At 71.0% G+C, this 14,498-nt stretch carries 13 protein-coding genes; 6 read left to right on the forward strand and 7 right to left on the reverse strand.

The genetic code is table 11. From position 1 onward, the window contains the following. Nucleotides 1-36: 36 nt before the first annotated feature. Nucleotides 37-4,665, reverse strand: a complete 4,629-nt coding sequence (gene gltB / locus ACERMF_RS10590; RefSeq protein ID WP_373669050.1) for a glutamate synthase large subunit — start codon at nt 4,663-4,665, stop codon at nt 37-39. A 156-nt stretch (nt 4,666-4,821) separates the two neighbouring features. Here gltB and ACERMF_RS10595 point away from each other — a divergent pair, with 156 nt between their 5' ends. The 4 genes from ACERMF_RS10595 to ACERMF_RS10610 all read left to right on the forward strand — a co-directional run bounded on the left by ACERMF_RS10595 (nt 4,822) and on the right by ACERMF_RS10610 (nt 8,175). Then, the gene (locus tag ACERMF_RS10595) at nt 4,822-5,541 is read left to right on the forward strand and encodes a hypothetical protein (RefSeq protein ID WP_373669051.1); all 720 of its coding nucleotides are present in this window, start codon (nt 4,822-4,824) and stop codon (nt 5,539-5,541) included. A gap of 51 nt (nt 5,542-5,592) precedes the next feature. Next, nucleotides 5,593-6,519, forward strand: a complete 927-nt coding sequence (locus tag ACERMF_RS10600; protein ID WP_373669052.1) for a hypothetical protein — start codon at nt 5,593-5,595, stop codon at nt 6,517-6,519. Nucleotides 6,520-6,580: 61 nt separating this feature from the next. Next, complete coding sequence (locus ACERMF_RS10605; RefSeq protein ID WP_373669053.1) at nt 6,581-7,369, forward strand: transglutaminase family protein; 789 nt, start codon at nt 6,581-6,583, stop codon at nt 7,367-7,369. Between the two features lie 164 nt (nt 7,370-7,533). Then, entirely contained in the window at nt 7,534-8,175 is a 642-nt protein-coding gene (locus ACERMF_RS10610; protein WP_373669256.1) for a hemolysin III family protein, read from the forward strand. A gap of 7 nt (nt 8,176-8,182) precedes the next feature. On the opposite strand, the gene ACERMF_RS10615 is transcribed toward ACERMF_RS10610, so the two are convergent. From ACERMF_RS10615 to ACERMF_RS10640, 6 genes are all read right to left on the reverse strand, one after another. After that, nucleotides 8,183-8,590: a hypothetical protein gene (locus ACERMF_RS10615; protein ID WP_373669054.1), complete on the reverse strand. Its 408-nt coding sequence runs from the start codon at nt 8,588-8,590 to the stop codon at nt 8,183-8,185. A gap of 99 nt (nt 8,591-8,689) precedes the next feature. Next, nucleotides 8,690-9,889: an O-succinylhomoserine sulfhydrylase gene (locus ACERMF_RS10620; RefSeq protein WP_373669055.1), complete on the reverse strand. Its 1,200-nt coding sequence runs from the start codon at nt 9,887-9,889 to the stop codon at nt 8,690-8,692. Between the two features lie 74 nt (nt 9,890-9,963). Next, nucleotides 9,964-10,203, reverse strand: a complete 240-nt coding sequence (locus ACERMF_RS10625; RefSeq protein ID WP_373669056.1) for a helix-turn-helix transcriptional regulator — start codon at nt 10,201-10,203, stop codon at nt 9,964-9,966. Continuing rightward, on the reverse strand, nt 10,200-11,054 hold the full coding sequence (locus ACERMF_RS10630; RefSeq protein WP_373669057.1) for an ABC transporter permease: 855 nt from the start codon (nt 11,052-11,054) through the stop codon (nt 10,200-10,202). Before ACERMF_RS10630 ends, ACERMF_RS10625 begins: the two co-directional genes overlap by 4 nt. After that, nucleotides 11,051-12,022 (reverse strand): ABC transporter ATP-binding protein, encoded by a 972-nt coding sequence (locus ACERMF_RS10635; RefSeq protein ID WP_373669058.1) that lies wholly within the window; start codon nt 12,020-12,022, stop codon nt 11,051-11,053. Before ACERMF_RS10635 ends, ACERMF_RS10630 begins: the two co-directional genes overlap by 4 nt. A gap of 50 nt (nt 12,023-12,072) precedes the next feature. Further along, on the reverse strand, nt 12,073-13,314 hold the full coding sequence (locus ACERMF_RS10640; RefSeq protein WP_373669059.1) for an MFS transporter: 1,242 nt from the start codon (nt 13,312-13,314) through the stop codon (nt 12,073-12,075). Nucleotides 13,315-13,401: 87 nt separating this feature from the next. Between ACERMF_RS10640 and ACERMF_RS10645 the strand changes: the two genes are divergently transcribed. Then, nucleotides 13,402-13,941: a GNAT family N-acetyltransferase gene (locus ACERMF_RS10645; RefSeq protein WP_373669060.1), complete on the forward strand. Its 540-nt coding sequence runs from the start codon at nt 13,402-13,404 to the stop codon at nt 13,939-13,941. A 71-nt stretch (nt 13,942-14,012) separates the two neighbouring features. Further along, on the forward strand, nt 14,013-14,495 hold the full coding sequence (locus ACERMF_RS10650) for a VOC family protein (protein WP_373669061.1): 483 nt from the start codon (nt 14,013-14,015) through the stop codon (nt 14,493-14,495). Nucleotides 14,496-14,498 lie beyond the last annotated feature (3 nt).

A 14,498-nucleotide genomic window follows, 5' to 3' on the forward strand; every position in this document is an offset into this window, starting at 1 on the left:
GCCGGTCCTCAGCGCTGGCCGTGGCCGCCGTCGTGGTCAGCCGCGCGCGGATGCCATGACGGCTTCGTCGACGTCCTGGCCCTGTTCCTCGGCCAGCCGGCTCGCTTCGAGCACGCGCTTGTAGTCGCGCGGCATGACCTTCTTGAAGCGTCGTGCCTGCGGATGCCACCGCTCGAGCAGACGAGCGGCCACCGAGGAACCGGTCAGCTCCAGGTGGGTGCGGATCTGCTCCCGCAACCAGGTCTTGTCCGCCTCGTCGAGGGAGTCGAGGTCGACCATCTCGGGATTGACGAGCCCGCGGAAACGGTCGTCGGGGTCGTAGACGTAGGCGATGCCCCCGGACATGCCCGCGCCGAAGTTGCGCCCCGTCTCGCCCAGCACGACGGCGCGCCCGCCGGTCATGTACTCGCAGCCGTGGTCGCCGACGCCCTCGACGACCGCGGTCGCCCCGGAATTGCGCACGCAGAAGCGTTCACCGACGACGCCTCGGACGTAGGCATGACCGCCGGTCGCGCCGTAGAGCATGACGTTTCCGGCCACGATCGATGCCTCCGCCACGAAGTCGGGGTGTACGTGTTCGGGTGGACGGATCACCAGCTTTCCGCCGGAGAGACCCTTGCCGACGAAGTCGTTGGCGTCGCCGAACAGGCGCAGGGTGATTCCCCGGGGGACGAACGCGCCGAAGCTCTGGCCCGCGGAGCCGCGGAAGGTGACGTCGATGGTGTCGTCGGGCAGCCCCAGCCCACCGTGGCGCTTGGTCAGCTCGTGGCCGAGCAGCGTGCCGACGGTGCGGTTGAGGTTGGCGATCGGCAGCTCGACCTCGACCGGTTCGCCACGCTCGAGCGCCGGCCGGGCCAGTTCGACGAGCCGGTTGTCGAGCGCCTTCTCCAGGGCGTGGTCCTGCGACTTGGTCGCGTGCCGGTCCTGCTGCCACGGCGAGGTGGGCACGTGCAGGATCGGTCGCAGGTCGAGCCCCCTGGCCTTCCAGTGCGCGACGGCGTCGGCGACCTCGAGGGTGTCGACCGCACCGATCGCCTCGTCGAGGGTCCGGAAGCCGAGCTCCGCGAGCAGCTCGCGCACCTCCTCGGCGATGTACTCGAAGAAGGTGACGACGAACTCGGGCTTGCCGTTGAACTTCGCCCGCAACTCGGGATTCTGCGTCGCGACCCCGACAGGACACGTGTCGAGGTGGCAGACACGCATCATGATGCAGCCCGACACCACCAGCGGCGCGGTCGCGAATCCGAACTCTTCGGCGCCGAGCAGTGCCGCGATCACGACGTCGCGGCCGGTCTTGAGTTGGCCGTCGACCTGGACCACGATGCGGTCACGCAGCCCGTTGACGAGCAGGGTCTGCTGGGTCTCGGCCAACCCGAGCTCCCACGGGCCACCGGCGTGCTTGAGGGAATTGAGCGGCGACGCGCCCGTCCCGCCGTCGTGACCCGAGATCAGCACCACGTCGGCCTTGGCCTTGGAGACGCCGGCCGCGACCGTCCCCACGCCGACCTCGGCCACGAGCTTGACGTGCACGCGCGCCGACGGGTTGGCGTTCTTGAGGTCGTGGATCAGCTGCTTGAGGTCCTCGATCGAGTAGATGTCGTGGTGGGGCGGCGGGCTGATCAGCCCCACGCCCGGCGTCGAGTAGCGGGTCTTGGCGATCCACGGCCAGACCTTCTGACCGGGGAGCTGACCGCCCTCCCCCGGCTTGGCGCCCTGGGCCATCTTGATCTGGATGTCGTCGGCATTGGTCAGGTATTCCGACGTCACGCCGAACCGGCCCGAGGCGACCTGCTTGATCGCCGAACGGCGCAGGTCGCCGTCGGCGTCCGCGGTGAACCGTTCCGGGTCCTCGCCGCCCTCCCCCGTGTTGGACTTGCCACCGAGCCGGTTCATCGCCACCGCCAGCGTCTCGTGCGCCTCGGCGGAGATCGAGCCGTAGCTCATCGCCCCGGTGGAGAAGCGCTCGACGATCGCGGAGACCGGCTCGACCTCGTCGATCGGTACCGGCGGCCGCTCCCCCGTCCTGAACCGAAACAGCCCGCGCAACGTCATCAGGCGCTGCGACTGCTCGTCGACGAGCCGCGTGTACTCCTTGAAGACCTCGTAGCGCCGCTGCCGGGTGGCGTGTTGGAGCTTGAACACCGTCGTCGGGTTGAACAGGTGCAGCTCGCCCTCGCGGCGCCATTGGTACTCGCCGCCGACCCACAGGTTGCGGTGCGCGGCCTCCTCGGGGCGATCGAGGTGGGCGAAACGGTGGCGCTGCGCCACCTCCTCGGCGATCTCGTCGAGCCCGATACCGCCGAGCCGGGTGGAGGTGCCGGCGAAGTAGCGGTCGACGAGGTCCTGTGACAGCCCGATCGCCTCGAACACCTGCGCTCCGGTGTACGAAGCGACGGTCGAGATCCCCATCTTCGACATGATCTTGAGCACGCCCTTGGTGCAGGCGTCGATGTAGTTGCGGACCGCCTCGTCGTGCTCCAACTCGCCGAGGAAGCCGTCCCGGATCAGGTCGTCGATGGTCTCGAAGGCGAGGTAGGGGTTGATGGCTGCGGCGCCGTAGCCGATCAACAGCGCCATGTGGTGCACCTCGCGGGCGTCGCCGGCCTCGACGACCAGTCCGACCTTGGTGCGCGTCTTCTCGCGGATGAGGTGGTGGTGGACCGCGGCCGTGAGCAGCAGCGACGGGATCGGTGCCAGCTCCGCGTTGGAGTAGCGGTCGGAGAGCACGATGATGCGGGCGCCGTCGGCGATGGCGTCGCTGACCTGCCGGCACACCTCGTCGAGGGCACGCCGCATGCCGTCACCGCCGTCGGCGACCGGGTACAGCCCGTCGATGGCGAACGGGTGGAAGCCGGGGTTCTCGCCGTCCTCGTCGAGGTAGAGCACCTTGGCGAGGTCCTCGTTGGACAGGATCGGCTTGGGCAGCACGATCTGTCGGCACGATTCCGGACCCGGCTCGAGCAGATTGGCCTCTGGACCGATCGTGCCGGACATCGAGGTCACCAGCTCCTCGCGGATGGCGTCCAGCGGCGGATTGGTCACCTGCGCGAACAGCTGGCTGAAGTAGTCGAAGAGCAGGCGAGACCGTTCGGAGAGCACGGCGATCGGCGTGTCCGTGCCCATCGAGCCGATCGGCTCGTACCCGATGCGCGCCATGGGCGCGAGGATGATCTTGAGCTCCTCGGTCGTGTAGCCGAAGGTCCGCTGGCGCTTGACGATCGAGGCGTGCTGCGGGGTGAGCAAGGTCCGCTCGGGCAGATCCTCGAGCCGCAGGAGTCCGTCGGCGAGCCAGTCGCCGTAGGGCTGCGCGTTCGCCAGCTCGGTCTTCAGTTCCTCGTCGTCGACGATGCGCCCCTGCGCCGTGTCGACGAGGAACATCCGGCCCGGGCGCAGCCGACCCTTGGTGACGATGGTGGCCGGGTCGAGGTCGAGCACGCCGACCTCGGAGGCCATGACGACCAGGCCGTCCTCGGTGACCCAGTACCGCGAGGGCCGCAGCCCGTTGCGGTCCAGCACGGCACCGATGACCGTGCCGTCGGTGAAGGCGATCGAGGCCGGACCGTCCCACGGCTCCATCACCGCGGAGTGGAAGCCGTAGAAGTCCCGGCGCAGGTCCGACATCGAGGCATGGTTCTCCCAGGCCTCGGGAATCATCATCAACACCGCGTGCGGCAGGCTGCGCCCGCCGAGATGGAGCAGTTCCAGGCACTCGTCGAAGCTGGCGGTGTCCGACGCCCCGGGCGTCATGATCGGCAGTGCCCGCGCGAGCGCGTCGCCGAACAGCGGGGAGGCCAGCGATCCCTCACGCGCCCGCATCCAGTTGCGGTTTCCCATGACCGTGTTGATCTCGCCGTTGTGTGCGACCACCCGGTACGGGTGGGCCAGCGGCCACGAGGGGAACGTGTTGGTCGAGAATCGCGAGTGGACCAGGGCAAGGGCGCTGTCGAGCCGCTGGTCGCCGAGGTCGAGGAAGAAGTCACCGAGCTGGGTGCTCGTCAACATCCCTTTGTAGACCAGGGTGCGACCCGACAGCGAGGGGAAGTACACCGTGCTCGGCGCCGACTCCGCACGGGCGTTCTGCGGGGCCGCGCCGATGCCGACCTCGTGCTCGATGCGCTTCCTGACCACGAACGCCCGGCGCTCGAGATCCATCCCCGACAGCGGCACGTCGCGCTCGGCGGCGGCGATGACGAGGTGACGGAAGGTCGGTTGGACGTCTCGTGCCATCGAGCCGATGGCGCCGTCGTCGATCGGCACGTCGCGCCAGCCCACCACGCGAAGGCCCTCGTCCTCGACGACCGCCTCCACGGCTTTCGCCGCGAGGTCGGCCTCGGCGGGGTCCTGTGGCAGGAACGCCATGCCGACCGCGTACGTGCCGGCTTCCGGGAGCGGGAAGTCGCAGACCTGGCGCAGGAATGCGTCGGGGACCTGCACGAGGATGCCGGCACCGTCCCCGACGTTGTCCTCGGCACCGGTGGCGCCACGGTGGTCGAGATTGCGCAGCGCGGTGAGGCCGCGCGCCACCATCTCATGGCTTCGACGCCCGTGGACGTCGACGACGAAGGCGACGCCACAGGCGTCGTGCTCGAACGCCGGGTCGTAGAGACCCTGTGCGGTCGGCGCCGCCCGGTGGGCGGCAACGGACGAGGACGGTGTCGGACGCACGGCACCCCTAGCAGTCGAGGAGAAGGACTCGACCAGGGGCGCCGTTGCCACCAGTCGGCCGGGATCCTAGCGCCCCATCGAGGCGGGCCGTTCGACTCTGCTCGACGGGCGGCGCGCCGCCGATGCTGGCCAGGCGTCGACGGCAGAAGGGCAACGATGCGTACGAAGCTGATGATCGCGGTGGTCGTCCTGGCGGTCGTGGCGGCCGCACTTGGCGTCACGACGCTGCTGGTGTTCTGGCTCGGCCCCCTGATCGGCCTGTCGATCAGTGTCGTCGGAGCCGTGCTGGTGTGCCTCGGCTACCACCTCGTCGTCCGGCCCTGGCAACGTCACTGGGGCGCGACCGACGACGAGGTCGCACGGACGATGCCCGGGGACGACGTCGTTGCCCGCGCTGCGGCGACCACGCGCGCGGTCACCATCGAGGCGGCGCCCGAACAGATCTGGCCGTGGCTCGTGCAGGTCGGGTACGGCCGCGCCGGTTGGTACAGCTACGACTGGATCGACAACGACGGACGACCCAGTGCCGACCAGATCTACCGGGAACTGCAGGACCTGCAGGTCGGCGATCGTCTGGAGCTGGTGCCGGGCATGGGTCCGCAGGTGCGCGACCTGCAACCGAACCAATGGCTCCTCTGTGGCGATGCGGCCCGAGGCACCTGGTGTCTCGCGCTGTACCCCCTGGCGCCGCACCGCACGCGACTGGTCAGCCGTTGGCGCATGGATTGGCAACTGACGCCCGCGAACGTGCCCTGGATCCTGGTCTCCGATCCGGGGACGTTCATCATGGAGCGCCGGATGCTGCACGGCATCCGCGACCGTGCCGAGCGCATGGCCGCCAACGAACGCTTCCTGAAGGGCGCCGTCACAACCTGACCGGCCGCAACTGCTTGGATGTCCCCGCGTGCGTTCGGCGAGGAGTCCGGTGTGACCGTCGAGGTGTCCGGCGAGACGCGGCTGTGGTTCGGCCCGCACGACCCGGTACGCGCCGCGTCGGGGGTGGCCGCGTTCGGCGACGGGTGGCTGGTGGCGCAGGACGACGCCAACCACGCGGCCTGGTGGCGTCCGACACGGGGCACGATCGAGCGCATCCGGCTGTTCCCCTCGCGGGACGGACGTGACCTCTTCGACGAGGAATCGGGCACGAAGCGTTGGAAGCCGGACCTCGAAACGGCCTGTGACGTCGCGACCGACGCCGGTCGGGCCGTCCTGCTCCTCGGGTCCGGCTCGCTGGCGCCGAGGATGCGTGCCGCCCTCGTCCGCCCGATCGACGTGGGCGTCGACGTGCAGACCGCCGACCTGACGCCCCTCTACGCCCGGGTTCGCGACGTCCTGGAACTGCGCGAAGCGGATCTGAACCTCGAGGGGGCGTGCGTGGTGGGTGACCGGTTGCGGTGGTTCCAGCGCGGCCATGGCCGCACCGGGGTCGACTCCGCCAGCGTCGACGTGTCCCTGCCCGCCCTGTTGGCCGCAGTCGAGGGCCGCCTCGACCCTGGGCAGGTCGAGGTCGGTGCCCGCCGCCGCTACACCCTCGGCACGATGGCCGGCATCACGCTCGCCATCACCGACGCCGTGGCGCTCCACGACGGCCGGATCTGCGTATCGGTCACCGCCGAGGACACGGTGGACGCCGTCGCCGACGGCCCCGTCACGGGCTCCGCCCTGGCCCTCGTCGGCGACGAGGACGAGCCACCGGTCGTGCTGCGGCTGCCGCCGGCAGCGGCCCGTGCGAAGGTCGAGGGCATCACGGTGGTCGGGGCCGGACCCGGCGGCGTGCGCCTGCTGGCGGTGGTCGACGACGACGATCCGGCAAGCGCCTCCCGGGCCTTCCAGCTGAAGGTGCCCGTGACGTGAGTCGGAACGGTCCGCGCCTGTGCTCAGATCGGCCCCTCCGAACGCGACGCCGAGGACGACCATGACGAGGTTGCACGTCAGCGCACAGATCGGCTGGACCGCCGAAGGCCCGGCCACGGCGGTCCTGCAGGTACGGGCCGCGGAGGCCGCCGGGCAGACCGTCCTCGACGAACGTCTCGAGGTGGACGGTGCCGACGTGGAGGACCCGGGCGCGCTTCCGAACGGCAGTCGACCCGTTCGACTCCGCGCTGCCGGAGGACCGGTCCGCCTCCACTACACGGCGACCGTCGACCTCGCGGAGGCGCACGCGGACGGCACGGACCAGCTCCCGTCGTTCGGCGACCTCGACTTCGACCTGCTGCCGTGGACGCTGCCGAGCCGCTACTGCCCTGCCGACGTGCTCGGCCCCACGGCCGAGGTCCTGTTCGGCGACGCCCCCCGCACGGCGGCACTGCTGGAGCAGGTTCGCGCATGGGTCCACGACCATGTCGCCTACGTGAGCGGCAGCAGCGACGTCCACACCGCGGCCGACGAGACGCTGCTGCGCCGAACCGGGGTGTGCCGCGACCTCGCCCACCTCACCGCCACGCTGCTGCGCAGTCTCGACGTTCCCGCCCGCCTGGTCGGCGCCTACGCCCTCGACCTCGAGCCACCGGACTTCCATGCCGTCGTCGAAGCACACGACGGCACGGGGTGGCGGCTGCTGGACGCGACCGAACTCGCCCCCGTGGACACCCTCGTCCGGATCGCCACCGGTCGCGACGCCGCCGACATCGCGTGGGGCACCACGGAGGGACCACTCCAGCTGGACCACCTCGAGGTCGCCGTGACCGCTGCCGACGAGGGCTGAGCGCCACGGCACCGTCCTCGGGCGCGCCGCGGGCGCCCGTTCGGTGGGGGGCCGACCTCTCGGAGCGTCGGCCTGCGCCGCTACCGTGACCTGGCGTCGCGGTCGCCCGACGCGAACCGCACGAAAGCGTCCGAGTGTCTGCCACCAGCGATCGCGTGACCCGGGTGCTTGGTCCACGCCCCCGCCTGCGTGGCTGGATCCACGGTGCGGCGGCGCCCGCGGCGGTCGTCACGGCCGCGATGCTCTGGCAGGCGGCGTCCCCAGGGCTGCCGCGCGTGAGCATCGCCGTCTTCGGGGTGTTCCTGGTCGGGCTGTACCTCGTCTCCAGCGTCTACCACGTCCCGCCGTGGCCCGAGAAGGTCCGCACGTGGCTCGCGCGCGTCGACGTTGCGATGATCCAGTTGTTCATCGCGGCCTCGTTCACGCCCTTCGCCGTGCATGCGCTCGGTGGTGCCTGGCGCACCTGGAGCCTGGTGGTCGCCTGGTCCATCGCCATCGTCGGTGCAGGCGTCGCGATCTCCCCCGCGAAGGGGCCCCGATGGCTCACCGTGGCCGCCTACGCCTCCTTCGGGTCGTTGGCGGCCATCCCGCTGCTGCGGGTCGCGGGCGTGCTGTCCCCCGCCGGACTGGCGTTGGTCGTGGCGGGCGGGCTGATCTATGTCGGCGGTGGCGTGATCTACGCCCGGCAGGGCCCCAACCCGTGGCCGGCATGGTTCGGCTTCCACGAGGTCTTCCACGTCATGGTGGTGGTCGCCAGTGGACTGCACGTCGTGGCGATCTGGCGGTACGCGATCCCGCTCGCCTGAAGCACGATCAGCTGCGCAGGAGGCCGACGCCGAGGGCGACGAGGCCGGCGGCGAGCGCAACCGCTCCGAGGGAGACCAGGACGATGAGGCGGTTGGGCTGCGTCCGCCCCGCCCCCATGCTCGCGAAGAAGAAGCCGCCGGACATCAGCAGCGCTGCTGCGGGCACGCCTGAGCGGGCCACGACACCGACGCCCCCATCGAGGCCGGCCGCGTCGGCGTACAGCAACCCGACCAGCGACAGGACCAGCAGCACGCCGGCATGGGCGTGCCCGGCGCGGGCGAAGGCGAGCTGGAACGGCGTGGCCGGCGCGGCCCCACGCACGACCCGGACCAGGTACATGCCGCCGGTTTCGACCGTCACGAGCGCGAAGAGCAGGATCGCCGCGGTCACACGCGTGGCTTCAGTGAGTTCCATGTGCCCCGCTCCGGTGCGCACCGGCGTGATGCCGATGGTGCCGGTGGATGGTGCGCCGGACGCCAGGCGGCGTCAACGACCGGGGGCGGCCGCGACCTGTCAACGGGCGAGGGCCTGCTCGAGGTCGGCCTGCAGGTCGGCGGGGTCCTCGAGCCCGACCGAGATCCTGATCACGCCGTCGGTGACCCCCATCGCGGCGCGCACCTCCGGGCCGATCCTGTGATGGGTCGTCGAGGCGGGATGGGTCACCAGCGACTTCGCGTCCCCGAGGTTGTTGGAGATGTCGAGGAGGTTGAGGGCATCGATGACGGCGAAGGCGCGTTCGGTGCCACCCGGCACCCAGAACGTCACGATCGACCCGCCGCCGGACATCTGCGTTCGAGCGAGTTGGTGTTGGGGGTGGGACGCCAGCATCGGGTAGCGGACCGTGTCGACGGCGGGATGGTCCTGCAGCCACGCGGCCAGGTGCTGGGCGGTCGCCGTCTGCCGTTCGACGCGAAGCCGCAGGGTCTCGAGGCTCTTGAGCACCACCCAGGCGTTGAAGGGGCTCATGGTGGGGCCGGTGTGCCGCATCAGCGGCTTGAGCTGTTCCTGGACGAACTCGCTCGACCCGAGGATGGCACCGCCGAGCGTGCGGCCATGGCCGTCGAGATGCTTGGTGGTCGAGTACACGACCACGTCGGCGCCCTGTTCCAGCGGCCGCTGCAGGATCGGCGTCGCGAACACGTTGTCGACGATGACCCGCGCCCCTGCCGCATGGGCCAGTTCGCTCACCCGCGCGATGTCCACCAGTTCCTGCGTCGGGTTGGACGGCGTCTCGAAGAACACCGCCTGGGCCGGCGTGGACAGGGCCTGCTCCCACTGCGCGAGGTCGGCGCCGTCGACGAAGTCGGTCTGGATGCCCCATCGCGGGAGGATGGCGTCCAGGACCTGGAAGCACGACCCGAACAGGGCGCGTGAGGCCACGACGCGATCCCCGGCCCGCAGACTCGCCGCGAGCGCGTTGAAGACGGCCGACATGCCGCTGGCCGTGGCCCAGGCGTCCTCGGCGCCTTCGAGCAGACGCAGCCGCTCCTCGAACATCGCGACGGTCGGGTTGCCGAGGCGGCTGTAGATGTAGCGGTCCACGTCACCGGCGAAGGCGGCGGCCGCCTCGGCGGCCGAGCCGTACACGTAGCCGGAGGTGAGGAACATCGCCTCCGACGTTTCGCCGAACGCGCTGCGCTGCGTGCCGCCGCGGACGGCGACGGTGTCAGGCCGCCACCCGTCGGGCGGGGGCGCTCCCTGCTCGTCGGACATCCTGGCTCCTCACGACGGTCCCGTGCACCGCAGCCTACGAGCCGCGACCGAGCGGTGATCCGCGAGCCGGGTAATCAGGCCGGACGGGCCTGGTCGGTGACCCGCGGGAACGGTTGCGTCGAGAACACCGCCTCGACCGGGACACCGAAGAATTCGGCGATCCGCAGGGCGAGGTGCAGGCTCGGGTTGTACTCGCCGCGTTCGAGGTAGCCGACCGTCTGGTAGTGGACACCGAGTGCGTCCGCCAGTTCACGCCGGCTGACGCCCTGCTCGGCCCGGAGCAGGGCGATGCGGTTGTGGACGCCGTCGCTCACCGAACCCACTGACCCGCCTGCTCACGCGCGGCCGCGACCGCCGAGCCGGACTGCCGCTGCGCCATGCGGCGCAACACCTTGGGTGCCACGACACTGCCGGCGACCGCCCAGGCGCTCAGCACGGCGACCGTCTGCCAGCTCCTCCAGGACGCGCCGGCCTCCATGACCAGCGCACCGTCTGGCAGGAACGCCGATCGCATCCCCAGTCCGAGCCAGTAGATGGGAAACACGTGCGCGATCGTGCGGACCCAGCCCCACAGTGCCTGGACCGGGAAGAAGATCCCCGAGATCGCCACCAGGACCAGGACCGGCAGGATCCCCCAGGTGCCGACCTTCTGCACGCCGGGGACGAGCGAACCGATGATGACGCCCAGCGGCAACGTCGCGAGCAGACCCAGCACGATGACCCACGTGACGGTGAACCACCCCGCGGCGCCGCGGTGCATCAGGTCGTCGAACAGCAGGAATCCCGGCACCAGGATCGCGAGGAACGTCGGGACGAGGCTCGCGCTGTGCAGCACGATCTGACCCGTGACGTAGCCGACCAGCCCACGCGGGACCGCCGTCGCCCGCAACAACGTGCCGTCCTCGCGCTCCATCGCCAGCGCATAGGCCGGCCCGATCACCATGCTGAAGGCGATCAGGCCGCCGAGGATGCTGGGCATGGCGTAGGTGGGCAGGAACAGTCCGGTGCCCTCGAGCTCGTTGTCCCGGTTGAACCACAGAAACGTCAGGATCCCGAGCGCCATCACGAGGTAGAACCCCTGGTCCTGGGGGCTCTTGAGACTCAGCAGGAACTCGTGCCAGCCGCGCCTGGCCCCGACCCGCACGGCGTGCACGTTGCGGTTCACCTGGCCACCTCCGGGCCGGCGGCAGCCGCCGGCGTCGCCGCGAACCCGCCGACGCCGGGCATGGTGCGGCCGGTCTCGTGTTGCTGCACCAACGTGATGTAGGTGTCCTCGAGGCTCGCGCGTCGAACCTCGAGATCGACGACGTCGTCGTGGTCGCGCAGCAGCGCACGGACGAAGGCGGTGGCGTCGGACGTGGCGTGGACGAAGTGGTCCCCGTCCCGGCTCCAGCGCACCTGCGCCTCGCCGGCGACCTGCCGGGCGAGCTCGTCGGCGCTGCCGTCGGCGACGATGCGCCCCGCTGCGAGAACCAGGATCCGGTCGGCCAACTTCTCGGCCTCGTCGAGGTCGTGCGTGGTGAGCAGCACCGTCGTGTCCTCGAAGTCGGTCAGTCGGTGCACCAGGTCGTGGAACTCGCGTCGGGCGTGCGGGTCGAACCCGGCGGTCGGCTCGTCGAGGAACAGCAGCTCCGGTCGACCGATGATGCCGATCGCCACGTCGAGGCGTCGGCGCTGACCACCGGACAGCGTCAGGATCTTCTGGTCGGCATGCCCGACGAGCCCCACCAGACCGATCAGCTCGTCGACGTCGCGTGGGCGCGGCCGTTCGGCGGTCGCATAGGGCGTGTAGTAGTTCCCCAGGTGCCGGAGCAGGTCGCGAGGCGTCCACCGCGCGTGGTCGCGCCACGACTGCAGGACGACCCCGGTGCGTGCCCGCCAGTCCTCGTCGCCGTCGGCGGGATCCGAGCCGAGGACCTCGACGTCACCCGCCGACCGCTGCCGGAACCCCTCGAGGATCTCGATCGTCGTGGTCTTTCCGGCGCCATTGGGCCCGAGCAGGGTCACCACCTCCCCGCGGTGCACCTCGAACGTGACGCCATCGAGAACATCGGTGTCGCCGTACCGCATCCGCAGATCGCGTACCCGCACGACCACGTTTCCAGCCGACGTCTGCTGCCCGGTGTCCACCATGCCCTCCGCAGGCCGCAGATAGTAGACCTACTGCCAACATAGCAGTCCTGCTACATCATGGGAGGGATCCTGGACGCGCGGGAAGCGGACATGGCCGCCGGAAGCCGCCGTCGGGCAACGCCGCTCGCCGCCGCTGCGGCGAGAAACGCGATCGCAACGGCGGTCCACGCCGTGGCGTATCCCACGCGTCCGGCGAGCGCGCCGAAGACCAGTGGGCCCAGGGCTCCTCCGCCGCCCAGCCCGCTGAGCACGATTCCGGCGGCCGCAGCCGGCGCCGCCGGGTGGGCCCGCACCGCCGCCAGGAAGGCCAGCCCGGTCCAGCCCCAGCCGGCCCCGAGCAGCACGACCGCCGCCACGCCGCCGACGATCGCAGGTGAAGGGAGCGCGAGCGCAACCGCCGCTCCGCCGCCGAGCAGGCACAGCAACGAGACCGCCAGCGTCGGCGATGCGCTCGGCCGGTCGGCCCAGCGGCCCAGCGTGAGCCGCGCGGCGATGCTGGCGACGCTGGCGACGGACAGCGTGAGCCCGGCGGCGGCCACGCCGAAGCCGCGATCGGCCAGCGCCGGCACGAGGAAGGTCGCAGCGGCGGTGGCGGCGCCGGCCCCGAGACCCGCCGCCACGGCGAACAGCAGCATCGCCGCCGGTACGACCCCGCCGGAGGGGTCCCCGACCGGCGTCGGCGCGTCAGCGAGCCCGGCGGATCTCGCCGAGAGGGACCGATCGCGCGGCAGACAGACGGCGACCACCACGGCGACCCCGAGCGTTGCGACGAACGCCGCCCGCCAGCCGACGAAGGCGGCCACGGTCGGGACCGAAAGGCCCGCCAGCAGCGATGCCGCCGGGACGCTCGCCTCCTTGATCCCGAACGCGCTGCCGTGCCGCTCCGCAACGATGCGGTCCACGAACGCGCGTGCCGCGCCGGTGTCCACCAACCCGACGGCGACGCCGACGAAGGCGAGCGGCAGCGCGAGCTGCCACCACCGCTGCGCGAGCGTGCCGGTCACGGCCGCGAGCACACCGGCCAGCAGCACCCCCGAACGCAGGGCGACGGCCGCCCCGAACCGTTCCGCGAACCGACCGGCGAGCGGCGCGGTGACGGCTGCCGTGAGGAACAGCAATGTCACGGCCGCACCGACGCCGGTCTCGTCGATGCCGAGGTCGCGGCGCAGGTGGTCGCTGAGCGCCCCGAGCAGGAAGACGGGCAGGACCGCGGCGGTCAGCGCTGCCGAGGCGGTGGCCGTGGTCCGCAGCAGCGGCACCGCCGGCGCTCGGGACGGGGCGGGGGCGCTCATACGGTTCTGGTCGCTCGGATCTCGGGTCCTCTCGGGTCGGTGCCAACGTACGCTCACGGCGTGGACGTGCGATCCAGGACTTCGTGCATGACGGCGTTCCGGCCCCTGGCGGACGAGGATCTTCCGCTGCTGCACCGGTGGCTGAACGAGCCGGGTGTCGTGCGCTGGTGGGAGAACGACGACGTGTCGTGGGACGCCGTGGTGCGGGACTACGGCTCTGCGGCGACCGACCCCGTCGAGCACTGGTTGGCCCTCGAGGACGGCGAACCGGTCGCATGGATCCAGTGCTATGCCGCGGCCGACTTCGCCGACGAGGAGGAGACCAGGCAATGGTTCGCGCTGGGCGTCGAGCGAACGGCGGCCGGCATCGATTACCTCGTCGGCGACCCGGCCCGTCGCGGCCGCGGCCTCGGCTCGACGGTGATCCGCGCGTTCGTCGACGACGTCGTCTTCGGACGCCACCCGCACTGGACGCACGTGTGCGCCTCGCCGCTGGCCGCCAATGTGGCGTCCTGGCGGGCGCTGGAGAAGGCCGGCTTCGCGTTCGTCGGCACCTTCGGAAGCGCCTTCGGCCCGTGCCGGCTGCTGGTGTCGGAGCGACCCACGGCGGACCTGCACGACCGATGAGTTCCGCCGCCGGCCGTCGTCCACCTCGACACCTACGCGGAAACACGATCCGCCCGACGAAGGAGCGCCCCATGCGACCCCAGATCGTGCCCAACCTGTGGTTCGACACCGAGGCCGAGGAAGCCGCGAACTTCTACGTCTCGTTGTTCCCCGACTCCCGTGTCGCCAAGGTGATGCGCTACACCGAGGCCGGCCCCGGTGAGCCGGGGACCGTGGTCACGGTCGAGTTCGAACTCGCCGGCCAGCCGTTCGTCGCCATCAACGGCGGCCCGCAGTTCCCGTTCACCGAGGCCGTGTCGTTTCTGATCCCGTGCCAGGACCAGGCCGAGGTCGACCACTACTGGGACGCACTGATCGAGGGCGGCGAATCCTTGCAGTGCGGTTGGCTCAAGGACCGCTACGGCCTGTCCTGGCAGGTGGTGCCCACCGTGCTGGACCGGCTGCTCGACGACCCCGACCCCGAGCGCGCCCGGCGCGCCACCGAGGCCATGCTCGGCATGGTCAAGCTCGACGTCGAGGCGCTGCAGGCGGCCGCCGACGGCGTCCCGGCCTGATCG

This window comes from Egicoccus sp. AB-alg6-2 (genome assembly GCF_041821025.1).
Lineage (GTDB): Bacteria > Actinomycetota > Nitriliruptoria > Nitriliruptorales > Nitriliruptoraceae > Egicoccus.

Excerpts from the sequence above, each read along its gene's own strand:
- ACERMF_RS10620 (WP_373669055.1), bottom strand. The coding sequence starts at position 9,889 with ATGTCCGACGAGCAGGGAGCGCCCCCGCCCGACGGGTGGCGGCCTGAC.
- ACERMF_RS10595 (WP_373669051.1), top strand. The coding sequence starts at position 4,822 with ATGCGTACGAAGCTGATGATCGCGGTGGTCGTCCTGGCGGTCGTGGCG.
- ACERMF_RS10650 (WP_373669061.1), top strand. The coding sequence starts at position 14,013 with ATGCGACCCCAGATCGTGCCCAACCTGTGGTTCGACACCGAGGCCGAG.
- ACERMF_RS10605 (WP_373669053.1), top strand. The coding sequence starts at position 6,581 with ATGACGAGGTTGCACGTCAGCGCACAGATCGGCTGGACCGCCGAAGGC.
- ACERMF_RS10635 (WP_373669058.1), bottom strand. The coding sequence starts at position 12,022 with ATGGTGGACACCGGGCAGCAGACGTCGGCTGGAAACGTGGTCGTGCGG.
- ACERMF_RS10615 (WP_373669054.1), bottom strand. The coding sequence starts at position 8,590 with ATGGAACTCACTGAAGCCACGCGTGTGACCGCGGCGATCCTGCTCTTC.
- ACERMF_RS10645 (WP_373669060.1), top strand. The coding sequence starts at position 13,402 with ATGACGGCGTTCCGGCCCCTGGCGGACGAGGATCTTCCGCTGCTGCAC.
- ACERMF_RS10640 (WP_373669059.1), bottom strand. The coding sequence starts at position 13,314 with ATGAGCGCCCCCGCCCCGTCCCGAGCGCCGGCGGTGCCGCTGCTGCGG.